The sequence below is a fragment of the Neorhizobium petrolearium genome (assembly GCF_029854435.1).
GTDB lineage: Bacteria > Pseudomonadota > Alphaproteobacteria > Rhizobiales > Rhizobiaceae > Neorhizobium > Neorhizobium petrolearium.
This window is the reverse complement of sequence record NZ_CP123000.1, coordinates 1,602,071-1,626,176: the sequence shown is the minus strand read 5'-3', so window position 1 is coordinate 1,626,176 and position 24,106 is coordinate 1,602,071. Positions and strand designations below refer to the sequence as shown.

Here is a 24,106-nt window from a genome sequence, read left to right as displayed (position 1 = left end):
TGGTTACAAACGGAATCGTGAGCGCTGCCGCAGTGCGGCAGCCGGAGTTTCGAAGCGGAGTAATCCATGAACCAATACGACCTCATCGTCGTCGGCAGCGGTCCGGCAGGCCGCCGGGCGGCCATCCAGGCAGCCAAACTCGACAGGAAGGTGCTTGTCATCGAGCAAGGCCGCCGGGTTGGCGGCGTCTCCGTCCATACCGGCACCATTCCGTCGAAGACGCTTCGCGAAACGGCTCTCAACCTGTCCGGCTGGCGCGAGCGCGGCTTCTACGGACGCGCCTATCGCGTCAAGGAGGAAATCAGCGCGGAGGACCTGCGCCGCCGCCTCCTGATCACGCTCGATCACGAGGTCGAGGTCCTGGAGCATCAGTTCGCGCGCAACCGGGTCCAGCACATTCGCGGCAAGGCCAGTTTCGCGACGAACGAGACATTGGCCATCGTCAAGGACGACGGCGATATCATGCACGTCACCGGCAAGTCGATCCTGCTGGCCGTCGGCACGCGGCCCTTCCGGCCCGACTACATACCCTTCGACGGCAAGACGGTCCTAGACAGCGACGAGCTTCTGGAAATCGAAGAGCTCCCGCGATCCATGGTGGTGATTGGCGCGGGCGTCATCGGCATTGAGTATGCGACGATCTTCAGCGCACTCGATACCGCCGTCACGGTCATCGATCCCAAATCGACCATGCTCGACTTCATCGACAAGGAGATCGTCGAAGACTTCACCTATCAGCTCCGCGACCGCAACATGAAGCTCCTGCTCGGCCAGAAAGCCGAGAAGGTGGAGCGCCTGCCCGACGGCAAGGTCTCGGTGACGGTCGACAGCGGCCGCCGCATCGTCACCGACATGGTGCTTTTCGCCGCGGGCCGCATGGGTGCCACCGATACTCTGAATCTCGCTGCCGCCGGCCTGGAAGCCGACAGCCGCGGACGTTTGAGGGTGAACCCCGAGACTTTTGAAACCAACGTTCCGGGCATCTATGCGGCCGGCGACGTCGTCGGCTTCCCAAGCCTTGCCTCGACCTCGATGGAACAGGGCCGCATCGCCGCCCGTGTCGCCGTCGGCGCGATAGCCAAGGAGCCGCAGAAATATTTCCCCTACGGCATCTATGCGGTGCCGGAAATCTCCACCTGCGGCTTGACCGAAGAGGAGATGAAGGAGCGCGGCATCCCTTACGAATGCGGCATCGCCCGTTTCCGCGAAACCTCGCGCGGCCATATCATGGGCCTCGACACCGGCCTTCTGAAGCTCATCTTCTCGCTGAAGACCCGCCGCCTGCTGGGCGTGCATATCGTCGGCGAAGGCGCCACCGAGCTCGTCCATATCGGCCAGGCCGTACTGAACCTCAAAGGCACGGTGGAATATTTCGTCGAGAACACGTTCAACTATCCCACGCTCGCCGAAGCCTACAAGATCGCCGGCCTCGACGCCTGGAACCGCATGGGCGAACTGCCGAAGGAAGCACCGATCGCAACCGCCCAGCCGCTCGACACGGCAACGACCGTGACGGGGGCCGAAACCGCAACGACGGAAAAGAAAAAAGCCGCCTCGAAATGAAGCGGCTTTCCCGGAGCCTCGATATGAAAATGGCCCCTTCCGGGGCCATTTTCGTCAGGATCAACGCGAATAGAATTCGACGACCAGATGCGGTTCCATGATGACCGGATACGGCACGTCGGAAAGGCTCGGAACGCGGACGAAGGTTGCCGTCATCTTGTTGTGGTCGGCTTCGATATAGTCCGGAACGTCGCGCTCAGCGAGGCTTACCGCTTCCAGAACCGAAACGAGCTGCTTCGACTTCTGGCGGACTTCGATCACGTCACCGGCCTTGCAACGGTAGGAGCCGATGTTGACGCGAACGCCGTTGACGGTCACATGGCCGTGGTTGACGAACTGGCGGGCCGCGAAAACCGTCGGCACGAACTTGGCGCGGTAGACGATGGCGTCGAGGCGCGATTCCAGAAGGCCGATCAGGTTCTCGGACGTGTCGCCCTTGCGGCGGTTGGCTTCGTCGTAGGTGGCGCGGAACTGCTTCTCGCGGATGTCGCCGTAATAGCCCTTCAGCTTCTGCTTGGCGCGCAACTGCACGCCGAAGTCGGAAAGCTTGCCCTTGCGGCGCTGGCCGTGCTGGCCCGGGCCGTATTCGCGGCGGTTGACCGGGGACTTCGGACGGCCCCAGATATTTTCGCCCATACGGCGGTCGATTTTGTACTTGGACGATTCGCGCTTGCTCATCGCATTTCCTTCTCAACAGGTTACACCGGTTTGTTGCCAAACCGGATCAAGGAAACACGCCCTCCTCTGAGCCTCGATCGAGAAGCTCTGACAGGTTTCTCACGAAAGCGATCGGAGACAACCACGGGACATGTCAAATGAAACACCGGGCGTTGCCACCCGGTGCTGGCGGGGTCTTTAGGCGGATGTCATGGAAATGTCAACAGCAGCGGTTCCTTAACCTCTCAGCAAGGCTGTTTCCAAGGTCGGTTTGACTCTTCGAATCTTCAACCCATCTCATATTTGAGGGAGGTAATGTGTCATGAGACGCACAAACTGGACCAGCCCGCTGAGAGTCGAGGATCCCGAAACCGGCATCATCCGCGCTGTCAAGACCGTACGACAGGCAAAGACCGTGCTGGACCGCTTCTGGCCCGCCCATCACGGCAGCCAGCATCATCGGGCCGAACAGGCCTGCGACGATGCCCTGAAGGGAAAATCCGATCCCACGGAAGCGCGCCGAGCCTTCATCGCCGCTGCCGTGGAAGCGCATTTCCACATTCAGTAAGATCTCTATTCGGCTGCGGCTCTCGCCTCGCCCTCGTCCGCCGCATCTGCATTGCCGGGCGCGGTTTCCGCCTGCAGATCCGGGAAGGCGACGACGCGTTTTCCCGAAAAATCCGTGTGGACGACGATCAGACCCTGCTCCTCGAAGTAACCGAGCAGACGCCGCGCACGGCGGGCCGAATGGGTGCCGTAGGCCCGTGCGATCCGGGCATCCGACGGGCATGGCTCGCCCGTAATCGCTGCCTTCGCCATCATCAGGAAAACACCCTGCAGGTCGTCGGAAACACCGGCCGACAGGGACACCGCCGTGGCCCAGGCCTCGCCCGCGGCGGTCTCGGCATCGACGCCCGAGCGGGCGATCGCCGCCCGGCGGCGGAATTCCGAAAGCGACAGCGGTGGCCCTGGCAGACGCCGCATGCGGGCGCGCACCAGGAAATCCTGGTAGAGCACCGAATCGGTCCGGTAACCCGATTGCGGATCGTCGAGGATTTCCGAGAGCACGGCGGAAAGCCGTTCCTCGCGCTCTTCCGGCGATATCTCCTGCTGGGCGGCGCGCGGCTCCTGCGGCGCGGACGAAGCGGCCGGCATGGAGCGGGAAAGTTCGGCAAGGATATCCGTCGTCGGGCGCGGCGCAGGCGTTGCCCGGCGCACCACGATCGGCCGGGCAAATTCTTCCGGGTCGGGCGTGAAGATCAGATCCTCGACGTCCTGCGGCGCGTCCGGCAGCGGCATCAGCTTCGGGCTCGACGAGCGGGCCGACGTTTCGACCGCGCCGATCACGATCGGCAGCGGCCGCCGCGAGAGCGCCGGGCCGAGGGCGACGAAATTGCCGCGCTTCAAATCCCGGAACATTTCAGCCTGGCGGCGGTCCATGCCCAGAAGGTCGGCGGCGCGCGCCATGTCGATATCGAGGAAGGTGCGGCCCATCAGGAAGTTCGAAGCTTCCGCGGCAACATTCTTGGCAAGCTTCGCCAGGCGCTGGGTGGCGATGACACCGGCGAGCCCCCGCTTGCGGCCGCGGCACATGAGGTTGGTCATCGCACCAAGCGACAGCTTTCGCGCATCTTCGGAGACATCGCCGCCGACGGAAGGCGCAAACATCTGCGCCTCGTCCACCACGACGAGCACCGGATACCAGAATTCCCGGTCGGCATCGAACATGCCATTCAGGAAAGCGGCGGCCGCCCGCATCTGCTCCTCGAGGTCGAGGCCTTCGAGCGTCAGCACGCAGGAGACCCGGTGCTGGCGGATGCGGTTGGCAATGCCGGCAAGTTCGGCTTCGGTGCGTTCTCCATCGACCACCACGTGGCCGAACCTGTCGGAAAGAGTGACGAAGTCGCCTTCCGGATCGATCACCACCTGCTGCACCCATTGGGCGGATTGTTCGAGCAGGCGCCGCAGGAGATGCGACTTACCCGAGCCGGAATTGCCCTGCACGAGCAGGCGGGTGGCCAGAAGCTCCTCGATATCGAGCTTGGCCGGATCGCCCCCGGACACAATTCCCATATCGATGCCGACTTGCAATGCACTTTCCTCTTATGCCGTCTCTTCGCGGCTCCTCACTGGACCGCGACTCTTGAGCCTTAACAGAGATCGGGATTCGTTTCGCCGGGCAAGAGCGAAAATGCACAGGGCTTTGCAGCTACTCGAAATTGATCTGCCAGGAAACGCCGAAGCGGTCATTCAGCCAGCAGAACTTTTTGCTGAAGCCGTAATTGTCGATCGGCATCAGAAAGGACCCGCCTTCCCCAAGAGCTCCAGCCAGCCGCTCGAGTTCCTCCTCCGTCCCGCATTCCACGAAGAACGAAAAGGACGGCGTGAAATCGAAGGCGTGCCTGACCGGACTGTCGATGCAGTCGACTTTCTGGCCGGCAAGCTCGAAGGTGGCGCGAAACACGCTGCCTTCCGCTCCCATCTCGCCTGGTCCGTAATGCTTGATGTCGACTACCCGGCTTTCGGGCAGAACCGAGGTGTAGAAAGTGATTGCTTCCTCGCATTTATTGCCCTGGAACATCAGGAAAGGCCGGACGGATTTGGTCGGGCTTGCCATCATATTCTCCCTCAGGATGCGGCTCGACGGTAGAACGCAAGCGAACCGGCAAGCGCCAGAAGTGCGCCGCCGCAGGCACGGTCCAGCCAGAGCGCACCTTTCCGCTTCAGCAGATGCACGGCCCGTGACCCGAGCAGCGCATAGGCGAACATGACCATAAAGTCGATCAGAGCAAAAACGATGGCGAGAATGGCATATTGCGGAACCTGCGGTGCATCCGGTGTAATGAACTGCGGCAGGAAGGCCGAGAAAAAGAGATACCCCTTGGGATTGGTGACAGCGACGAGAAAGCTTTTCAGGAAAATCGACCTTGCAGACCCCGAGCCTGACGCTGCAGTACCTTCCGTAACGTCAAGCGACCCCTTCGACCGCAAAAGCATGATACCGAGGAAGGTGAGATAGGCCGCTCCCAGCCATTTGACGATGGTGAACCAGAATTCCGAGGCGGCAAGCAGCGCGCCGAGACCGAGCGCTACCGCACCGATCAGCACGAAATCCGAGAGCATGGCACCCGCCATGCCGGGAACCGCGCGGCCGAGACCGTAGCGCGAGCCGTTGGTCAGCGCCAGCAGCACGGTCGGTCCGGGCGTTGCGATCCCAATGAAGGCGACGATCGCGAACGCGAGCAAGGTCACTTCACCCATCTCTCCCTCCTACCAGAGATTCTTGCCGTCGATGACCGTATGCGGCCATTCCTCGGCGTCGAAATCGTCGAACAGACGCGCGTTCACCCCGAAGCGGCGCGTCTTGCCGTCCCAGGTGCCGTCCATCTGGAAATCCGGGCTGTCGCTATAGGTCGTGCAGCCACAGATGCCGCAGAAATGGTGCGCCACCAGCTTCGTATTCCAGCGGTAGACGCTGTCGCTTGCGGGATCCGCCTTCACGCGAACCTGCTTCGGCTCGTAATAGGCGTAAAGCGTGCCGCGCCTGGAGCAAAGGGAACAAGTGCAGCGGGTGAGCGCCTGCGGCAGCTCGCCGTCGATTTCGAAAACGGTCCCGCCGCAATGGCAACGTCCGGTCAGCATCAGATACTCCTCCCAGATTTCCTCAGGCGGCGGCGCGCTTGAAGCCGATCGACAGGAGGCCTGCGCCGATCATCAGCGATCCGCCTGTGCGGTTGACGATCCTCTGGATCTTCGGCTTGCGGATCTGATTGCGCGCCAGGGCGGCCAGCAGGCCGTAAAGGGTGGCGTTGAGCGTCGCGAGCGTCAGGAACGTGACCTCGAAAATCGCCATCTGCATAAAGAGCGGCTGGGTCAGATCCAGGAACTGCGGCAGGAAAGCCACGAAGAAGACGATGCTCTTCGGGTTCAGCGCCGTCACCGCATAGGCATGCAGGAAGATGCGGAAAGGTTTTGCCGATGGCGCCTCGGCCTCTTCCATATCGGCCGCACGTTCGGAGACCGGAGCACGCCAGAGCTTGATGCCGAGATAGATGAGATAAACGGCCCCCGCCCATTTCAGCACCGTGAAGAGCGCCGCGGACGTCGCAAGCAGCGCGCCGAGGCCGAGCATCGAAGCCGTCATCGCGGTGAAATCGCCGAGCGCGACCCCTGCCACCGTGGCCGAGGCGACATTGCGGCCGTGGCTGAGCGCATAGGAAATGACAAGCAGGATCGTCGGGCCAGGGATGGCGAGCAGGACGGACGAAGCGGCGACGAAGGCGAGCCAGTGTTCAAGCGACATGCAAAAAATCCTCTCGATGAGAAAGCGAGCAAGCCATCGAATTTTGCGCTTTGCAAGCGGTGTTTTGTTGGGATCAGGCGGCCTCGTCGCCGATCGGCCTGACCGGCGGCTGCTCTCGCATCAGTGCCTGCGCCAGATCATAATTGGCCTGCATGGACAACCACGCCCGAGCGGTGCTGACACCAGCCCGCTCCAGACGCACGGCGAGATCGGGACTGACAGCAGCCCGACCGTGGAGCACTCGCGACAGAGCGACCCGGGACATGCCGAGGCGCTTGGCCGCTTCCGTCACCGACAGATCAAGCGGCAAAAGGACATCCTCACGGAGCAGTTCGCCAGGGTGAGGCGGAAATTTCATCATCACAAGCTCCTTCAGGGATAATCCTGATAGTCGACCAGTTCGATGTCGACGCCAACAAATCGAAACGTCACTCGCCAATTTCCATTGACCCAAATGGACCATTGTCCTTTCAGGTCTCCCTTAAGCGGGTGAAGCTTGAAGCCAGGCAGATTCAGGTCTGCCGGACCAGCAGCGGCATCGAGCAAGCCCAGGATACGTCCTAACTTGGCGGCATGGGCCGCCTGAATGCCCTTCGTCGTACCCGAATGGTAGAAGGCTTCGAGTCCTTTATGCCGAAAGCTGACTATCATGATTCAATGTATCGTGTATCTTAACGCGATACAAGTCTTCTAGCGTACCCACCGATAGAGCACGTCCGGCTCCTTCTCCTCGTTCGCCGCACCGTCGGTTTCCTTCACGGCCACAAAGCCGTGCCGCTCATAGAAGCGGCGGGCAAGCGTGTTGCGCTGAAAAGTCCAGAGAAAAAGCTCGGGACAGGCTCCCTTGGCGATCTCCAGAAGCGCCGAGCCGATCCCCTGCCCCTGCGCTTCCGGCAGAATATAAAGCTGGTCGATCCAATCCTCGCGAAAAGCGTTGACGGCGAGCAAGGTCCCGTCCCGCTCAGCGCCCCATATTTCGCAGGCCGGAAGAAGATGGCCAGTCCAATAGTCGCGATCTTCCTCGGGCGTATGCAGGCCGGCGAGCCAGGGCAGCCGCTCGTAGAAGGCGGCACGATGCACACGCGCGGCGGCCGGCATGTCGGCAAGGGTGAGCTTGCGAATGATTAGCGTCATTGTACCTCCAGCCGAAAGCAGCTTCGGCGGGCACACCGCCGAAGCTGAACGACAGTTTCTCTCAAAGTCGGACATCCCAGAAGGAACGCCTGGCTTCCCCGGGCGCGTCTTCGCTTTCAGGCACGCCGATATCGCGGCGCATGCGGTTCGACAGATCGGAGATATGATTCTTCATCCGGCGACGCCTCCAGGCGGCCATCACCAGCGCATGCGCCGTCTTCCAGACGCCATGTTCCCGGTACAGTTCATCGACCGTCGCCGACAGCGCATCAGCAACTAAAGATTGTGATTTATACATAGGTTTTCCGTCCCGGCGCAGTCACGCAGCCAGGTCCTCTCGAAGGGAAAGACGCAGTCGGGCAGACGCGGAAACCCCGTCGGCCGGTCACGTCAGTTCATTTGGGAAACGCCGAAAGGCGGATTACGGGCGTATAATCAAGCCCGGAAGCAGATTCCGGCCGGCATAGACACGCCAAGGCTCGACCCCGCGAGGGTCGCTCCGCCGAACAGGCGTACAAACACGGTAATCGATTTCATTGCACGCCTCCTAGTTCGAATTGCGGATGGCGCCCATGATACACGAGCGCCGGCGCTCGGCAAGCGATACAATCGCGAATTGCAAAAATCTCGCAAATTTGTTGCGAGAAAGCAACACCAACCGGGCACGTTTACGCCCGCAAGCCGAACCCCTGCATCAGCCGCCGGGTCGCGAAATCCGGATTGCCGGAAGTGAAGACGGCGAAGTCGGAATTGTCCGGATGCTCGGCGCCATCGATGAGCGGTACTTTCCGTCGCGCCTGTCTTGCGATCGCCTCTGCCGGATCGAGCCAGTCGACCGGCCAGGGAGCCAGCCGCCGGAAGACATTGGCCATGAAGGGATAGTGGGTGCAGGCGAGCACGACGATATCGGTCTTCCTGCCGTCCTTTTCGATGAAGCAGGGAGCGATTTCCGCCATCACCGCTTCGTCGGAGATCGTCTCGCCGCGGATATAGGCTTCCGCCATGCGGGCCAGGTTTTCAGAACCCACGAGCCGGACGTGGCATTGCGTCGCGAAGGACTGGATGAGGTCGCGCGTATAGGCGCGCTTGACCGTACCCGGCGTGGCGAGCACCGAGACAAGCCCGGAACGGGTACGTTCCGCCGCCGGCTTGATCGCCGGCACCGTGCCGACGAACGTCATGTCCGGGAATTTTTCGCGAAGGTCCGCGCCGGCCAGCGTAAACGCCGTGTTGCAGGCGATGACGCAGACTTCGGGATCATAGTCCTTCAGGAGCTTTTCGAAGAGGGTGAGAATGCGCTCCTTCAGCGCCGGCTCCTCCCAGCCCCCATAGGGAAAGCCCGCATCGTCGGCCACGTAGATGAAGCCGCGCTCCGGCATCAGCACACGCGCCTCACGCAGCACGGTCAGGCCGCCGATGCCCGAATCGAACATCAGCACCGGCTTCAATTCATTCCGCGTCCCCGTCATTCCCCGTCTGCTCCCCCGGCTCGCCGGCCTTCGTCTGCTGTTTCGGCCATCTGCGCGGAAAGCGGTCGAGCGAATTGATCACGCCCCGGAACACGCTGATCTCCTGTTCCGTGAAATCCCGCCGCGAGATGACGGCGCGGAGATTGTCGATCATTTTGGGCTTTTTCGCGGGCGGATGAAAATAGTTGCGGGCGTCGAGCGCCTCTTCCAGATGTTCGAACAGGCCGAAGATCTGTTCCTTTGTGGAAGGCCGCTGTTCGACCGGCTGGAAGAGAGTTTCGGACAGGTCCTCCATGCCCGACTTCATCCACTCATAGGACATCAGCAGCACGGCCTGCGCGATGTTGAGCGACGCAAAGGCTGGATTGACCGGAAAGGTGACGATCTCGTCGGCCAGCGCCACCTCCTCGTTGGTAAGGCCCCAGCGCTCGCGGCCGAAAAGGATGCCGGTCTTTTCGCCGGCCCGGAATTTCGCCCGCAATGTCTCGGCCGCGACCACCGGCGAGCGTACCGGCTTGAAGCCGTAGCGCTCCCGCGCGGTCGTGGCATAGACGAAATTCAGGTCGCCGATCGCCTCTTCAAGCGTTTCATAGACCTTGGTTCCGTCGATGACATGGTCTGCCTTCGATGCGGCGGAGCGCGCCTTCTCGTTCGGCCAACCGTCGCGCGGGTTGACGAGACGCAGTTCGGCGAGCCCGAAATTGGCCATGGCGCGCGCCACCATGCCGATATTTTCGCCAAGCTGCGGCTCCACCAGGACGACCGCCGGCCCCTCGGCAATCAGTTCGCGCTCGCTGTTCGTGCCTGACATGGTCCCTTTCCGATGATTGTCCGTGCGGAAATAACCAGCGCAACCCGGATCGGCAAGGGGGGGTGAAAGCTGTTAGGGCGTTGTCGAAGCCTCATTCGCCCTTGGCGATCGACTGCATTTCCTCGATGAGAGAATCCCGCTCGCCGTCAGCGACGCGATGGATATCGTCGATGACCGGCTTGCCATCCTCCTCGACCACGTCGAAATGCACTTCGCTGACGCTGTCCTTCACCTCCGGTTCGTCGACACAGGTCCACATCTTGAAGGTGACCGTCACGTCCGTTGATCCGTTGGCGCCCGGCGCGGAGTTCATGGTGATATCCTTGAGCGGACAGCCGTCCTGCGAACTGGTGATGACGTCGTAGCCGAAGGGATCGCCCGGCTGGTTGTTCTCGGTCTCATAGGCCGGATGCTTGGCGGCTTCCGCATAGGCACCCTGAAATTTCCTGCTGAACAGCCGCGCCAGCGGGTCCGGATCGAAGATGTATTTCCATTCGCTGTCGACGGTGTTCCAGTTGTCCTCGGTGACCTTCATCACCTCCTTAATCGGATCGGCGGCGTCAGTCGCCATGGCGAAGGTGGAGGTCAGCGAAAAGACGATGGCGAGCGGCAAGGTCCGCATGGCGATGATCCGATTTGTTCGAGAGGGATTCCGGCGGACATTAAACCGGGTTTGTGGTTTGGCAAGGGCAATCCTTCGCGAACGCGAAGACACGGTGATTTCTCGCGCGAAAACCCGCGCGCGGCGAGCCGAATGCCTTTGCGTTCCGGCCCGGCGATGCTATAGCGCACCCCACTGGTGTCCACCCGTCGGGATCAACGGTCCCCCTTAGTCTCAAGAGGAATTCCATGCAAAAGATCAAGGTAGCAAACCCTGTCGTCGATCTCGACGGCGACGAGATGACCCGCATCATCTGGCAGCTCATCAAGGACAAGCTGATCCTGCCCTATCTCGATCTCGACATCGAATATTACGACCTCTCGGTTGAGAACCGCGACGCCACCAACGACCAGGTCACGATCGACGCCGCCAACGCCATCAAGAAGCACGGCGTCGGCATCAAGTGCGCCACGATCACGCCGGACGAAGCCCGCGTAAAGGAATTCAACCTCAAGGAAATGTGGAAGAGCCCGAACGGCACGATCCGCAACATCCTCGGCGGCGTCATCTTCCGCGAGCCGATCATCTGCAAGAACGTGCCGCGCCTCGTTCCGGGCTGGACCAAGCCGATCGTCGTCGGCCGCCACGCCTTCGGCGACCAGTATCGCGCCACCGACTTCAAGTTCCCCGGCAAGGGCAAGCTGACCATCAAGTTTGTCGGCGAGGACGGCCAGGTCATCGAGAAGGAAGTCTTCAACGCGCCGGGTGCCGGTGTGGCCATGGCCATGTACAACCTCGACGAATCGATCCGCGAATTCGCCCGCGCCTCTATGATGTACGGCCTGATGCGCAAGTGGCCGGTCTATCTCTCCACCAAGAACACCATCCTGAAAGCCTATGACGGCCGCTTCAAGGATATTTTCGAAGAAGTCTACCAGACCGAGTTCAAGGCTGAGTTCGACAAGGTCGGCATCACCTACGAGCACCGCCTGATCGATGACATGGTCGCCTCCGCGCTCAAGTGGTCCGGCGGTTATGTCTGGGCCTGCAAGAACTATGACGGCGACGTCCAGTCCGACACGGTCGCGCAGGGCTTCGGCTCGCTGGGCCTGATGACCTCGGTGCTGCTCACCCCGGACGGCAAGACGGTCGAAGCCGAAGCCGCCCACGGCACGGTCACCCGCCACTACCGCCAGCACCAGAAGGGCCAGGAAACCTCGACGAACTCGATCGCCTCGATCTTCGCCTGGACCCGCGGCCTCGCACACCGCGCCAAGCTGGACGACAATGCCGAACTCGCCAGGTTCGCCCAGACGCTCGAAGAAGTCTGCGTCGCAACCGTCGAGTCGGGCTTCATGACCAAGGATCTCGCGCTCCTCATCGGGCCGGACCAGCCGTGGCTCTCCACCACCGCCTTCCTCGACAAGATCGACGAGAACCTCCAGAAAGCCATGGCTGCGTAAACCCCAAAAATCGGCTAGACATCGAACGGCAGGACGCAAGTTCTGCCGTTTTCTTTTGGGGAATCAGCCATGACAACCGTCCGCCCGCTTGAACCCTCCGACCGCGCCCAATGGGAGCCGCTCTGGGAGGCCTACCTGCGCTTCTACGAAACCGTGCTGCCGAAGCAACAATACGACCTCACCTGGAGCCGGCTGCTTGACCCCGCCGAGCCGATGCATGGTTTCGGCGCCTTCGACGAGAATGGAAAAATGGTCGGCATCGCGCACGTGATCTTCCACCGCTCCTGCTGGCTGCCGGACTGGACGTGTTATCTGCAGGACCTCTATGTTGCGATGAGCGAGCGCGGCAAAGGCACCGGCGAAGCGCTGATTGACGCTGCCGCCGAGCTGGCGCGGCAGAACAAGGCCGGCCGGCTTTACTGGCTGACCCATGAGAGCAACGCCACCGCCCGCAGGCTTTACGACCGCGTCGCGCAGAATTCCGGTTTCATCCAGTATCGCAAGCCGCTGTGAGCGCTTCTGTCTTGATTCCGCAACATCCGGATTTTAGCACTGAGGGAAAGATCAAGAGGAGGACGTCATGACGGATGAGCTGATACTTTACACCAACCCGATGTCGCGCGGCCGCATCGCCCGCTGGATGCTGGAGGAAGTCGGCGCTCCCTACCGCACCGAGATCCTTCAATTCGGCACGACGATGAAGGGCGACGCCTACAAGACCGTCAACCCGATGGGCAAGGTGCCGACGATCGTTCACAACGGCAAGGTCGTGACCGAATGCGCGGCAATCTGCGCCTATCTCGCCGATGCCTTCCCCCAAGCGGGCCTTGCGCCCCCGACCGACCGGCGCGCCGATTATTATCGCTGGCTCTTCTTCGGGGCAGGCCCGCTGGAAGCAGCCGTCAGCAACAGGGCGCTCGGCTTCGAGGTGCCGCCCGACCGCGAGCGCATGATCGGTTATGGCAGCTATGCCGACGTGATGGACACGCTCGAAAAGGCAGTGCAGGCGAACCCCTATATCGCTGGAGATGTGTTCAGCGCCGCCGACGTCTATGTCGGTGCCCAGATCGGATGGGGCCTGCAGTTCGGTACGATCGAAAAACGTCCGGCCTTCGAGGAGTATTTCGGGCGGCTCGCTTCGAGAGAAGCTTGCCGGCGCGCCAATGAAAAAGACAATGCCGCGGCGGCCGAACTGCAAAAGGCAGGGTGATACTGACGGAATACCCGATTTCAATCGGATCTCCGACAAGCAAGGGCTGCCTTGGCGCCCTTCTAATGCCTGGAGCGCTCGCAATTGGGGGCGGTAGAGATTCGGACGCCGTCGGGACGGCCACGATTACTGCCCCTCTTGCCGTACCCGTCGATATCATAATATCGGCGGTGCACCGACCTGATCCGCGGATCGTCCAGATATCTCGAAGCCGCGGCCAGAGCCTGACGGGGGCTGCAGCCTGGCCGACCATATTCGCCATATCTGCGCTCGTATCGCCGATCGTCGCGCCACTCATCACGGCGGTAATACCGCCTGTCGTCGTCCGGTCTGATGATGCGAACGTCGCCGTCGCCGAAGTCGAATTGCACGACCTGGGCGACTGCCGGTCCGGGCAGGACGCCCAAACCTACAAGCAGGACGGACATGCCCGCCAGCAAAGCCAATTGTTTCGCTTTCATGTGTTCCTCCCAAGCTGGGCTCAAAACCGAGTTCCAATTTAGTGTCGGCAAAATGAACGGGAGCATAACAAAGTTCCATCCCACCCTCCCGGCCGCCAGAATGCTGCACAAGCGGTATAGAAAGCTCCAATCCGGGAAGCGCGCCGGATCTTCTGCCAATATGGCGAATGCTTTTCGGGAAGGGGACCTTGCGCAACCGACAAAACTACACGCCGACTACTACCGCTGGCGCTGCTTCGCGGCCGGTCAGCCTGTAAACGACGGCTAATCCGCGAATACACATTTAAGATTCATGATGAATGCGGCCACGCATTGCCGCCTGAATAGATTATGTTAGGAAGACCTCGCCCGATTCCGGGCTGAGGGGATTTATCCGTGACAAAGTTTATCTATGCCACTGCGGGCGCTCTCGCAGCTATCTTAATATCGGCCAGTGCTTCGCAGGCCGAGGACCTCGTCTTCACGCTGACGAACAAGACGAAAGGGACGCTCGAGCGCTTCTATACATCGCCAGTCGGCATCGACGAGTGGGAAGAGGATGTTTTTGGCGATGATGTACTCGGCCCGGGCGAGAGCATCGAGATCACTATCGCCGATGGCCGCGCGGTCTGCAAATACGACATGCGTTTCGAATTCACCGAGGACTCCGATTTCGAAGACCTCGAAGACGCGCAGGACCTTTGTGAGATGGGCTCCTATACCATCACTGCCAGGTGACAAGCGTCCGCTTCGAGCTGCTCACAACCCCGCCTCGTGCGGGGTTTTTGTTGTCGGAAAAGCTTTCTTCTGTCGGCACTATTCTTCGGCATCGAACGCCAGAGATGTCGCAAGATAGCCGAGCCCGAAAACCGAGCCGAAGCCGTAGATCGTCAGCCATATCTCCAGGAGCCCGATGGAAAGGATCGAACCGGATAGCGACTGCGTCAGTATGGCGACTGCGGTGGCAGCGCCCAGCGCGAAGCCGATCGACACTCGAATGAGGATGTAACTGATCAGAGCGGGCATCTTTCTGCTCCGGCATGTCCTGGAGCAGATAACCGGAAATGCCGGCAAAAGTTCCGCCACCGGATTTCGCCGGGACGGCCGCCTGCCCCGGCGGCCGAAGGGGTTCGCGCCTGAGCGCGTCACCCAAGCCGGATGCAGGCTCCGGCGTGCTGCAAGGCAACCGCAGGAGCCGGTGCTCTTGCTCAAAAGCGCCGGCTGGAACCCCGGCGCGGCGAGCATAACCCCGGCTGTATTATCCGATTTCCAGGAAGCCGCTCAGTTTGAGGGAGCAGGCGTCGTCGGCGCAGGCGTGGTTGGGGCTGTCTCCGTCCCCGTCCCGGTCCCCGCCGGCGGCGTGGTGGAGCTCGGCCACAGGAAAAGGGCCAGCAGGATGACGACGATGACCACGATGATGCCGATGATGGCGTTTCTGCTCATGGGTTCCTCCCCTCACGAAACGATCGGTGGAACAATCATGGCCGACTGTGGCGAGAGTGTGGACTGATGAGCGGCTTTTTTGGAGGTGACGACAGCTCCTCTTCGGATTCGCTGCCGGTATTCCGCTTTCGACGCTCATCTTCCCTCGCTTTGCTGATGTCAGCGGCAGCATGGACCGGCTATCAGTCGTGAGCAACGTCTGAAGCCGGCGCAGAATCCGAAATGGTCGCGACACAAGCGCTGCAATGTCGACCGTCAGATCGAGATATGTGCCTGAATGTAGTCGATATTCTCCTTGATCGGGATATCGCCTGCTGCAGTCACCAGTTTGGTAAACTGACCATCCTCGTGCGGTAGGATTGCAACCACCTGATCAAAGTTGACCAAAAGGTTCACGCCGTCGGACCGCGTGACTTTTAGCCATAGGCCCTGATTGTTCATCTTATCCTCCCAAGGGGCAGGGTTTTCCGTAATGCCCCATTCGTGGTGCGAGCCGTTCAATCGCTCTGCACCGGCAAGGATCCATCTTTATCTCTATTTCTGTCTTCTGAGGAATGGCAATCGGCTGCATCGCGGACAAAAGCGCCTTGAGCGCGCAGGGTCGACTGCAACTCCGCAATCTCGACATCCCGCGGCGTCACACCGCGGTTGGCCGCAATGCCGGCCGCCGCTCCCGCCGCCTGCCCTGTCAGCCAGCATTGGGGAATTTCCCGCATGAAACCATGACTGTTCGCATCGCAGGAGATGTGACGCCCGGCGGCCAGCAATCCGTTCAGCCTCAGAGGCACAAGAGCTCCGTAAGGCACGGAAAGGACCGGAAACTTCGGCGAAACCGAGGGGCTGACGCCCACCTCGTCGGGTTGGATCGCGCCGCTCCCCCACTGGCTGCGCTCGATCCGCCCGACACCCGCCAGACGCCTCGTGTGCCGGACGCCGAGTTGCGGCGCGCTCAGGAGCATGTAGGCGTCCTTGAAACCCGGCGCATGCTTCCGGAAGAATTCGCAATGCGACTGCATGAACCGATGCGAGCGGATTTCGACTTCGGTCATGTCGTCCACGTTGAGCGCCGAGAGGCCCGATTGCCGGGGGCCCAGAAAAAGCGCGATGTCGTTGCGCCAGGAAACGTAGGGCGTCTGAAAGAAGCCGAGCTGCTCTCGTCCCAACGTGTTGAAATCCGCGAATGCCTGCTCTTCCGTTCCGCGGAAAGTCAGCCATGTCTCCATGTCCACGCCGCCCAGCATGAAGCCCGTATTCATCGAGTGATGGACGTCGCCTTCCTCGATGTCGGCCTCGAAGCTTGCTCCCGCGCGGGCAAAGATGTCGCCGTCACCGGTACAGTCCACCACGACCTTGGCCATGATCGCCTGGCGACCCTCCTTGCTTTCGAAGATCACGCCCTCAACGGCGCCATCCTGCACGACCGGCATCGCTGCCCAGGAATGGAAGACAATCCGCACCCCCGCCTCGATCAGCATTTCCTGTGAGGTCAGCTTCAGTCTCTCGGGATCAATGGTCGGGGCCCAGGTGACGATGCCGTGAAAGGCCGATGTGCGGAGCCGCCAGTATTTCGCAAGATCAGGGTCCCGCACGCCCCAAAGCGTCCTGTCCGGGCCGGCCACGGCCTCAGGAGGAAGCCGGCCGATCGCCTCCTCGGCAAATCCGCGAACGACCTGCCGCCCTTCCCAATCGGTCATCCGGTCGATCCAGATCACGACGCCGCCCGTGGAAAGCCCGCCGAGATGATTGTAGCGCTCCAGGACCACGACCTCCGCCCCGGTTCTGGCCGCGGCAAGTGCGGCCGCGGTCCCGGATGGCCCGCCGCCTACGACCAGCACATCACAGCGATGATAGAGGGGGATGTCGCGCGCTTCTTCCCGCAGAACCCCCTCGCCGTTGCGACGGGGGAAAACATGCTGCCCCGATTCAAAGATATCGGAGCTCAGGAAGCGGTTTTCGCTCTGGCGTATCTCCTTCACCGATACGTTGCGGTCATCCATGGCATCCTCCCTCATCTCCGCCGGCCGCCGCTCCCGAGCGAGCCGAAGCGAAATTTAGCCAGGGAAAGGCAGCCTCGGAAAGACACCAATATGCCGATAGAGCTTTCTCGATTCACGATAGATGAAGAAGTGCCGCCCATCGTTCTAGACCCAAGCTAACTTGTGCACCAACCTCACCCCCCTCTGGCCTGCCGGCCATCTCCCCCTCAAGGGGGGAAGATCGGCTGGGCGCATCAGCTTCCCCAAAACAAGCAACCATGCTGGCTGGCGGGAGGTAATGGGACGGGAAGGTCATGCCGCTTGTGATCTCCCCTCTTGAGGGGGAGATGCCCGGCAGGGCAGAGGGGGGTGTGGTGAGGCAAATCAAGGCCTTGAAAGAAATCGGCAGGAAAAATCGCCTTTCTTCATCCCCGCCCTCTTGCGTCATGCCTAGAATTGTCCCGCTTCCGTCGCCGGAGTGTTTCGCGAGACGTTCGCGGGCAGGCGGGAGCCGGCGCTTCCATCGGAACGGTAACGTGCGGGAAAGGTGGAAGAGGTGAAAGCCATGGAGAGTTCGTCGCAAGACAAACGCTCCTATCAAGCCTCCCCCGGGCAGCCATGTCCGGTTCGGTTGAGCCGTGCAAGTGGTGAGCCTGTCCCGAAAAGACGGGCGTGAACGAGACCACGCAGCGAGGCGAGATGATCACCTGTAGGGGCCGGAAGCCCCGAGAGAACGCCGAAGGCCACGCGAATGCGGAGCCACTTTTATTACTATAATCCGAGGTTCCGCATTCGCGTGCGCTTCTCCGGATTGCTCTTTGAAAACCACGGCAGGAAGCTGCGCGTGGGCGAAAATGTTGGAAAAGCCTCGGCGGGGGCACCCTATCTCCCCCTGTGTTCGGCAGGCCAGAGGGGGGCGGACGCGGCACGCCCTCACCTCCGCAAACCGCCGATCAACTCCGCAAACCCGGAGCCTCATAACCCGTCCGCTCGACATACTCGGTATAGCCGCCGTCATAACGGTGAATGCCGTCGGGCGTCAGTTCGAGCACGCGATTGGAAAGTTCGGCGAGAAAATGCCGGTCGTGGCTGACGAACAGCATCGTCCCCTCGTATTCCGACAGCGCCCTGATCAGCATTTCCTTGGTGTCGAGGTCGAGATGGTTGGTCGGCTCGTCGAGGACCAGGAAATTGGGTGGATCGAAAAGCATGGCGGCCATCACGAGGCGCGCCTTCTCGCCGCCGGAGAGAACCCGGCACTTCTTCTCCACGTCGTCGCCGGAAAAGCCGAAGCAGCCAGCGAGCGTGCGCAAAGCCCCCTGGCCTGCGCGCGGAAACTCGGCCTCCAGCCATTCGAAAACCGTGAGATCCCCATCGAGCAGGTCCATGGCATGCTGGGCGAAATAGCCCATCTTGACGCTGGCGCCCACCGTCACGCTGCCCGTGTCCGGTTCGGTCGCGCCGGCCACCAGCTTCAAAAGCGTCGACTTGCCGGCGCCGTTAATGCCCATGATGCACCAGCGCTCCTTGCGGCGAACCATGAAGTCCAGCCCTTCGTAGATCGAACGGCTGCCGTAAGCCTTGTGAACGTTCTTGAGGTTCACCACGTCCTCGCCGGAGCGCGGCGCCGGCTGGAATTCGAAGGCGACCGACTGTCGGCGCCTGGGCGGTTCAACGCGCTCGATCTTGTCGAGCTTCTTCACCCGGCTCTGCACCTGCGCGGCGTGACTGGCGCGCGCCTTGAAACGCTCGATGAACTTGATCTCCTTGGCGAGCATCGCCTGCTGGCGCTCGAACTGCGCCTGCTGCTGCTTTTCGTTCTGGGCCCGCTGCTGCTCGTAGAAGCTGTAGTCGCCGGAATAGCTGGTAAGCGACCCCGCATCGATCTCGATGATCTTGTTGACGATACGGTTCATGAACTCGCGGTCGTGCGAGGTCATCAGCAGCGCGCCGTCATAACCCTTCAGGAAATCTTCGAGCCAGATCAGGCTTTCGAGATCGAGATGGTTCGACGGTTCGTCGAGCAGCATGACATCGGGGCGCATGAGCAAAATGCGGGCGAGCGCCACGCGCATCTTCCATCCGCCCGAAAGCTTGCCGACGTCACCGTCCATCATCTCCTCCGTGAAGCTCAACCCCGCCAGCACCTCGCGGGCGCGGCCTTCCAGCCCGTAACCATCGAGCTCCTCGTAACGGGCCTGCACCTCGCCGTAACGCTCGATGACGGCCTCCATCTCGTCCATGCGATCCGGATCGACCATGGCTGACTCGAGTTCGCGCAACTCGGTGGCGACGACACTCACGGGGCCAGCGCCTTCCATCACCTCGGTTACCGCGCTCACGCCCGCCATCTCGCCGACGTCCTGACTGAAGTAACCGATGGTGATGTTCTTCTCCGTCGCGATCTGCCCTTCATCCGGCAGCTCCTGCCCGGTGATCATCCGGAAAAGCGTCGTCTTGCCGGCGCCGTTCGGACCGACGAGGCCGATCTTTTCGCCACGGTTCAGCGCCGCGGAGGCTTCGATATAGAGAATGCGGTGGCTGTTCGACTTGCTGATGTTTTCGATGCGGATCATGGGAGGACTTCAATCGTTCATGGATCGGGTAGGAGGGGCCTTACGGCATCCCTCCTCCCACACCACCGTGCGTACGGTTCCGTACACGGCGGTTCATGAAGCGTGGTTTAGGCGGTGCAGTTCCCGTTGTAAAGAAATCAGCCCGAGTTGGTCGAAGAGGGCCTTACGGAAGGCATCGTTCATGTGGCTGGCCCCGGCATTCCACCAAGGACCGTGACCATTACTGGTCGAGTCACGTGCCCGTTGCTCCGTCAGGCCGCGCTGCACCAACCGCATGCACCGAGTACGTGGCCGTTTCCATTGCCGCCATAGGATACAGCGCAACCTGCGCCGCAACCAACCATCAAGCTCCTCCAGGATCCCCTTGCCTTCGGTCAGCCGGAAATAGGCCATCCAGCCGCGCAGGATCGGGGTGAGGTCTTTGACGGTGGCGCCGAGGGCGCGACCGCGCCCGGCACGAAAGGCAGCCTTCAGCTTCCCCCTGAACCGCGCCACGCTGGACGCCGCGATCCGTAGACGCGGCGCCCTGTGGAAGGTCATGGTGTAGCCAAGGAACGTGCGCTTCCACGGTCGGTCCACGGCGCTTTTGGCACCGTTGACCGTGAGCTTCAGCCGTTCGGCAAGGAAGCGGGTGAGCGAGGCCATAACCCGCTCGCCGGCACGCTGCGACTGCACATAGACGTTACAGTCGTCGGCGTAGCGGCAGAAGGCATGGCCGCGTCGCTCCAGTTCCTTGTCGAGGTCATCGAGCAGAATGTTCGACATCAGCGGCGAAAGCGGACCGCCTTGCGGGGTCCCTTCGCTGCGTACCGTTTCGATCCCACCCGTCATCAACCCAGCCTGCAGGTAGCGGCGGACCAGTCGCAGCACCCGCTTGTCGGTGACCTTGCGTGCCACGCGTGCCATCAGAGCATCGTGGTTTACTCGGTCGAAGAACTTCTCCAGATCAAGATCGACCACAAAACGGCGACCACCGGCCACATGTGACCGGGCGGCGAGCACCGCGTCGTGAGCGCTCCGCCCCGGCCGGAAGCCGTAGGAGGAGGCCGAGAAGTCCGGGTCGAAGATCGGCATCAGCACCTGATGCATCGCCTGCTGGAGCAGCCTATCGAGGCAGGTCGGAATGCCTAGTTGACGCATTCCTTTGCCGCCGGGCTTGGGGATTTCCACCCCGCGCACCGGCGCCGGCCTGTAACAGTCCGCCAGCAAGTCTTCCCTGATACGCGGCCAATGCTCCGCAAGGTATGGCTTCAGTTGTTCGACAGACATCTTATCGATGCCCGGCGCACCCTTGTTCGCCACCACCCGACGGTAAGCCGCCATCATGTTCTCGCGGCTGAGGATCGTCTCCATCAGTCGCTCATTCGCCTCCGGTCGAGAGGCTAACAGTCCTGCCGTGGTGTCGGATGCACCCAATGCCTGCCCTCGCGGCTTCCGGCCGCTACTCTCAGCTTGGGCACAGGGCATCTCAGCCCCAACTTCTGCACCTGTTCTCACCATCGAAAGACCGATCTCCGTCCCGCACTCCATGTTCAGCCCTTCGCCGCTTGGTCCGGCTACTACGGCTTCTGCTGTCCCCTGCCGCCCCATCCCGACGCCTCTCGACGCCGGTAGCCCACCTGTTTCCAGGGGCAGATCGACAGGTCTCCCAGGGTAAGACGCGTGACCTTCATGCCATATACCTGTCGCATCTACGGCCGCATCCTCCGGGTGATATCGGGCTTCGGGTCTGTTGGCTCCCTCGCCCGGATGCGGACGCCTCATATGCGCTTCCTGTTCGTCAGGCCGGCATTTTGCTTGCAGCTTCCTTCAGACCCTACCTCGCGGCAACGCCCTTGCTGTTCAGCTAACAGTTCCCATCACCAGGGCCTGCAGAGGACTTGCACCTCAAAGTCATCGGCCGGATACCAGCCCGGCCAAACGGTGCTCTCGCACCACGCGCCATGCCTGGCGCACCAACAAAAAAGCCGGATCGTCTCCGACCCGGCTTTTCTATCTCTTGTCTGCGAAATTTATTCGGCGCTGTCTTCAGCGGCCTTCTTCTTCGGCGCAGCCTTCTTCTTCGGAGCGGCAGCTTCCTCGCCTTCGGCCGCATCAGCAGCCTCGGCCTTGGCGGCAGCCTTCTTCGGAGCGGCCTTCTTCTTGGCCGGCTTCGCGGCGGTTTCGCCTTCCTCGTCTTCGGCGAGCAGTTCTTCCTTGGTCACCGTCTTGTCAGTGACGTTGATTTCGGAGAGCAGCTTGTCGACGACCTTTTCTTCGAAGATCGGCGCACGCAGCGAGGCGGAAGCACCCGGCGTCTTGCGGAAGAAGTCGAGGATTTCCTTCTGCTGGCCCGGGAACTGCTGGAGCTGAGCATAAAGGGCGCGCTGCATTTCCTCCTCGGTCACCTCGACGCCGGCCTTTTCGCCGATCTCCGAGAGAACGAGGCCGAGACGAACGCGGCGTTCGGCGAGCTTGCGGTATTCGGCGCGGGCGTCTTCCTCGGTCGTGCCTTCATCCTCGAAGGTCTTGCCGGACTGCGAGAGATCGGTGTTGATCTGGCGCCAGATGTTTTCGAATTCCGCATCGACCAGGCTCTGCGGGGTGTCGAACTGATACATCTCGTCGAGCTGGTCGAGAATCTGGCGCTTCACCTTCTGGCGGGTGACGCTGCCATACTGGCTTTCGATCTGGCCGCGGACGATCTCCTTCAGGCGATCGACGGATTCGATGCCGAGCTTCGTGGCGAGCTCATCGTTGATCTCGATGGCGGCCGGGGCTGCAACGTCCTTGACGGTAATGTCGAAGGTCGCTTCCTTGCCGGCGAGATTTGCCGCCGGATAATCGGCCGGGAAGGTCACGGTGATCTGCTTCTCGTCGCCGGCCTTGACGCCAACCAGCTGATCTTCGAAGCCCGGGATGAAGCGGCCGGAGCCAAGAACCAGTTCGGCATCCTCGGCAGCGCCGCCGTCGAAGGCTTCGCCGTCGACCTTGCCGAGATAGTCCATGGTGACGCGGTCGCCTTCGGCAGCCTTGCCCTTCTTGCTCTCGTAGGTGCGGGCGCTTTCGGCGACCTTCTCGATTTGCTCGTTGACCTCGTCTTCGGTGACTTCGACGACTTCACGCACGACGGAGAGACCGCTGGTCGGCTTCAGCTCGATCTGCGGGATGACCTCGTAGGAGACCGTGAATTCGAAATCGGTCTGAGCGTTCAGGATCTTCTCGGCTTCGGCCTCATCCTCGGTCATCGTGACCGACGGCTGGGTAGCGGACTTTTCGCCGCGATCGGAGAGGATCTGGCTCGGGCGTTCGTTGACGATCTCCCTGACCAGGTCGGCCATGATCGACTTGCCGTACATCTTCTTCAGATGCCCGACCGGAACCTTGCCCGGACGGAAACCATTGATGCGGACCTTGTCCTTGGCGTCGGCGAGACGCTGGTTGAGCTGCGCTTCCATATCCCGCTTCGGGATAACGACCTTGATTTCGCGCTTCAGCCCTTCAGCGAGCGTTTCGGTAACCTGCATTTTTAAACCTTCATATCGTGGCGGCGGTGCCCAAATATCTGGCGTCTACAGCCGTAGTTTCAGTGAGCACATCGCCGGAACTTCAAAGAGACCAGCCGCGGCTTTGCGGAGCGCATGTCGTCCAGCCGAAAGCGGCTCCGACCGCACTCCCGGCGGTTCTGGTGCGGGTAGAGAGACTTGAACTCCCACGCCTTGCGGCACCAGAACCTAAATCTGGCGTGTCTACCAATTTCACCATACCCGCGCCCCAACCGCGTCGAAAATCCTCGTGGCCAGAGGCCTTCCGGAGCGCGCGTCTCTATATCACCCGTTTCAGCCCACGCAAAGGAAAAATGACGCTTTTTTGGCGCTTCCGGAAAAGCCGGGTTCCTGCAGCGGAAGCAGGCCGAAACCGGCTTGAGGAAGATCAATAACTTTTTATTAAATTCGAATATGCATACTTAGAGTCGCGAGCAATGGAAGCCATGCATCAGTCGCATGCCATCCATTCGAATATTGCACTGCACAATGACAGCGCAGTCTCATAGTATGCAGATACAGAGATTGATTGGAACGGATTTCGATCTCTCTGGCTCGGGCGGTCTGGCACCCGCCCGGAAGAAAGAAGTGCCCTCGGGATTGAACCCGTGACAGGAATTCGGGCCACGCACTCCTCCTCCCAGCGTAAGCCCGATGGGACTGGCGATCCTCCTCCTCCCAAATCGCCGGTCATTACAAATGACGCCCACCGGACCTCCTCCCCCGGTGGGCGTTATTTTTTTGCCCCGCAGCATAGAGCCTTGCAAACTTGCCTATGAATTACCCAGGAAGCCGCTTGGTTAATCGTTTCGTAATGCGCAGGACGCATAGGTGCCATACCTAATGAGCGCTGTTTCTTTTTGCGGCGCAACATATATTAGCGGTCATGAGATCGAAGTCAGCGCCGAAGGGGCTGCTGGCAAGGACCCGAGAAAA

Annotated in this window: 28 protein-coding genes and 1 tRNA gene; 6 read left to right on the top strand and 23 right to left on the bottom strand. The window is 61.2% G+C overall.

Translation table 11 applies throughout. The features are described from left to right. The first annotated feature begins 66 nt into the window (after positions 1-66). Positions 67-1,563, top strand: coding sequence for a Si-specific NAD(P)(+) transhydrogenase (sthA, locus tag QEO92_RS08380; RefSeq protein WP_227702695.1), 1,497 nt, complete (start codon positions 67-69; stop codon positions 1,561-1,563). Positions 1,564-1,623: 60 nt separating this feature from the next. Here sthA and rpsD read toward each other — a convergent pair whose 3' ends face one another. Continuing rightward, entirely contained in the window at positions 1,624-2,241 is a 618-nt protein-coding gene (gene rpsD / locus QEO92_RS08375; RefSeq protein WP_210058264.1) for a 30S ribosomal protein S4, read from the bottom strand. 301 nt (positions 2,242-2,542) lie between these two features. Here rpsD and QEO92_RS08370 point away from each other — a divergent pair, with 301 nt between their 5' ends. Further along, positions 2,543-2,788, top strand: coding sequence for a DUF982 domain-containing protein (locus QEO92_RS08370; RefSeq protein WP_227702694.1), 246 nt, complete (start codon positions 2,543-2,545; stop codon positions 2,786-2,788). A gap of 5 nt (positions 2,789-2,793) precedes the next feature. Here QEO92_RS08370 and QEO92_RS08365 read toward each other — a convergent pair whose 3' ends face one another. The 12 genes from QEO92_RS08365 to QEO92_RS08310 form a co-directional block, all read right to left on the bottom strand. Further along, positions 2,794-4,311, bottom strand: a complete 1,518-nt coding sequence (locus QEO92_RS08365; protein WP_227702693.1) for a helicase HerA domain-containing protein — start codon at positions 4,309-4,311, stop codon at positions 2,794-2,796. A 118-nt stretch (positions 4,312-4,429) separates the two neighbouring features. Continuing rightward, positions 4,430-4,840: a VOC family protein gene (locus QEO92_RS08360; protein ID WP_227702692.1), complete on the bottom strand. Its 411-nt coding sequence runs from the start codon at positions 4,838-4,840 to the stop codon at positions 4,430-4,432. 8 nt (positions 4,841-4,848) lie between these two features. Further along, positions 4,849-5,481 carry a LysE family translocator gene (locus QEO92_RS08355; protein WP_227702691.1) on the bottom strand — a complete coding sequence of 211 codons (633 nt, stop codon included), beginning with the start codon at positions 5,479-5,481 and terminating at the stop codon, positions 4,849-4,851. A 9-nt stretch (positions 5,482-5,490) separates the two neighbouring features. Next, positions 5,491-5,862 (bottom strand): GFA family protein, encoded by a 372-nt coding sequence (locus QEO92_RS08350; RefSeq protein WP_037154822.1) that lies wholly within the window; start codon positions 5,860-5,862, stop codon positions 5,491-5,493. Positions 5,863-5,884: 22 nt separating this feature from the next. Next, positions 5,885-6,523, bottom strand: a complete 639-nt coding sequence (locus QEO92_RS08345) for a LysE family translocator (RefSeq protein ID WP_227702690.1) — start codon at positions 6,521-6,523, stop codon at positions 5,885-5,887. Between the two features lie 73 nt (positions 6,524-6,596). Further along, positions 6,597-6,884 carry a HigA family addiction module antitoxin gene (locus QEO92_RS08340; RefSeq protein WP_037154815.1) on the bottom strand — a complete coding sequence of 96 codons (288 nt, stop codon included), beginning with the start codon at positions 6,882-6,884 and terminating at the stop codon, positions 6,597-6,599. Positions 6,885-6,895: 11 nt separating this feature from the next. Further along, a complete protein-coding gene (locus QEO92_RS08335; protein ID WP_227702689.1) occupies positions 6,896-7,174 on the bottom strand; it encodes a type II toxin-antitoxin system RelE/ParE family toxin in 279 nt (92 codons plus the stop codon). A gap of 39 nt (positions 7,175-7,213) precedes the next feature. After that, positions 7,214-7,657, bottom strand: coding sequence for a GNAT family N-acetyltransferase (locus QEO92_RS08330; RefSeq protein WP_227702688.1), 444 nt, complete (start codon positions 7,655-7,657; stop codon positions 7,214-7,216). A gap of 61 nt (positions 7,658-7,718) precedes the next feature. Beyond that, on the bottom strand, positions 7,719-7,955 hold the full coding sequence (locus QEO92_RS08325; RefSeq protein WP_037154807.1) for a DUF1127 domain-containing protein: 237 nt from the start codon (positions 7,953-7,955) through the stop codon (positions 7,719-7,721). Between the two features lie 370 nt (positions 7,956-8,325). Continuing rightward, entirely contained in the window at positions 8,326-9,126 is an 801-nt protein-coding gene (gene murI, locus QEO92_RS08320) for a glutamate racemase (RefSeq protein WP_227702687.1), read from the bottom strand. Beyond that, the gene (locus tag QEO92_RS08315) at positions 9,107-9,937 is read right to left on the bottom strand and encodes an RNA methyltransferase (protein WP_227702686.1); all 831 of its coding nucleotides are present in this window, start codon (positions 9,935-9,937) and stop codon (positions 9,107-9,109) included. The genes murI and QEO92_RS08315 overlap by 20 nt, the downstream gene beginning before the upstream one ends. A 91-nt stretch (positions 9,938-10,028) precedes the next feature. Continuing rightward, on the bottom strand, positions 10,029-10,559 hold the full coding sequence (locus QEO92_RS08310; RefSeq protein ID WP_037154797.1) for a hypothetical protein: 531 nt from the start codon (positions 10,557-10,559) through the stop codon (positions 10,029-10,031). 227 nt (positions 10,560-10,786) lie between these two features. Here QEO92_RS08310 and QEO92_RS08305 point away from each other — a divergent pair, with 227 nt between their 5' ends. The 3 genes from QEO92_RS08305 (at position 10,787) to QEO92_RS08295 (ending at position 13,211) form a co-directional block, all read left to right on the top strand. Continuing rightward, on the top strand, positions 10,787-12,001 hold the full coding sequence (locus QEO92_RS08305; protein ID WP_227702685.1) for an NADP-dependent isocitrate dehydrogenase: 1,215 nt from the start codon (positions 10,787-10,789) through the stop codon (positions 11,999-12,001). A 69-nt stretch (positions 12,002-12,070) separates the two neighbouring features. Then, complete coding sequence (locus QEO92_RS08300) at positions 12,071-12,514, top strand: GNAT family N-acetyltransferase (protein ID WP_227702684.1); 444 nt, start codon at positions 12,071-12,073, stop codon at positions 12,512-12,514. Between the two features lie 67 nt (positions 12,515-12,581). Then, complete coding sequence (locus QEO92_RS08295; protein WP_227702683.1) at positions 12,582-13,211, top strand: glutathione S-transferase family protein; 630 nt, start codon at positions 12,582-12,584, stop codon at positions 13,209-13,211. 62 nt (positions 13,212-13,273) lie between these two features. Here the strand turns inward: QEO92_RS08295 and QEO92_RS08290 are convergent, their stop codons facing one another. Further along, a complete protein-coding gene (locus QEO92_RS08290) occupies positions 13,274-13,672 on the bottom strand; it encodes a hypothetical protein (RefSeq protein ID WP_227702682.1) in 399 nt (132 codons plus the stop codon). Between the two features lie 375 nt (positions 13,673-14,047). Here QEO92_RS08290 and QEO92_RS08285 point away from each other — a divergent pair, with 375 nt between their 5' ends. After that, positions 14,048-14,389 carry a hypothetical protein gene (locus tag QEO92_RS08285; RefSeq protein WP_227702681.1) on the top strand — a complete coding sequence of 114 codons (342 nt, stop codon included), beginning with the start codon at positions 14,048-14,050 and terminating at the stop codon, positions 14,387-14,389. Between the two features lie 78 nt (positions 14,390-14,467). Here QEO92_RS08285 and QEO92_RS08280 read toward each other — a convergent pair whose 3' ends face one another. The 9 genes from QEO92_RS08280 to QEO92_RS08240 form a co-directional block, all read right to left on the bottom strand. Continuing rightward, positions 14,468-14,677 (bottom strand): hypothetical protein, encoded by a 210-nt coding sequence (locus QEO92_RS08280; protein WP_210058293.1) that lies wholly within the window; start codon positions 14,675-14,677, stop codon positions 14,468-14,470. Between the two features lie 255 nt (positions 14,678-14,932). Next, complete coding sequence (locus QEO92_RS08275; RefSeq protein WP_200883984.1) at positions 14,933-15,094, bottom strand: hypothetical protein; 162 nt, start codon at positions 15,092-15,094, stop codon at positions 14,933-14,935. Between the two features lie 255 nt (positions 15,095-15,349). Next, entirely contained in the window at positions 15,350-15,535 is a 186-nt protein-coding gene (locus QEO92_RS08270) for a hypothetical protein (protein WP_037154776.1), read from the bottom strand. Between the two features lie 56 nt (positions 15,536-15,591). Beyond that, complete coding sequence (locus tag QEO92_RS08265; RefSeq protein ID WP_227702680.1) at positions 15,592-17,091, bottom strand: FAD-dependent oxidoreductase; 1,500 nt, start codon at positions 17,089-17,091, stop codon at positions 15,592-15,594. A 932-nt stretch (positions 17,092-18,023) separates the two neighbouring features. Next, positions 18,024-19,646, bottom strand: a complete 1,623-nt coding sequence (locus tag QEO92_RS08260; protein WP_227702679.1) for an ABC-F family ATP-binding cassette domain-containing protein — start codon at positions 19,644-19,646, stop codon at positions 18,024-18,026. A 93-nt stretch (positions 19,647-19,739) separates the two neighbouring features. Further along, complete coding sequence (gene ltrA, locus QEO92_RS08255) at positions 19,740-20,999, bottom strand: group II intron reverse transcriptase/maturase (RefSeq protein WP_227702662.1); 1,260 nt, start codon at positions 20,997-20,999, stop codon at positions 19,740-19,742. Between the two features lie 206 nt (positions 21,000-21,205). Beyond that, positions 21,206-21,337 carry a hypothetical protein gene (locus tag QEO92_RS08250; protein ID WP_265105677.1) on the bottom strand — a complete coding sequence of 44 codons (132 nt, stop codon included), beginning with the start codon at positions 21,335-21,337 and terminating at the stop codon, positions 21,206-21,208. 321 nt (positions 21,338-21,658) lie between these two features. Then, positions 21,659-23,152, bottom strand: coding sequence for a trigger factor (gene tig / locus QEO92_RS08245; RefSeq protein ID WP_227702678.1), 1,494 nt, complete (start codon positions 23,150-23,152; stop codon positions 21,659-21,661). A gap of 159 nt (positions 23,153-23,311) precedes the next feature. Then, positions 23,312-23,396, bottom strand: a tRNA-Leu gene (locus tag QEO92_RS08240). Positions 23,397-24,106: the final 710 nt, after the last annotated feature.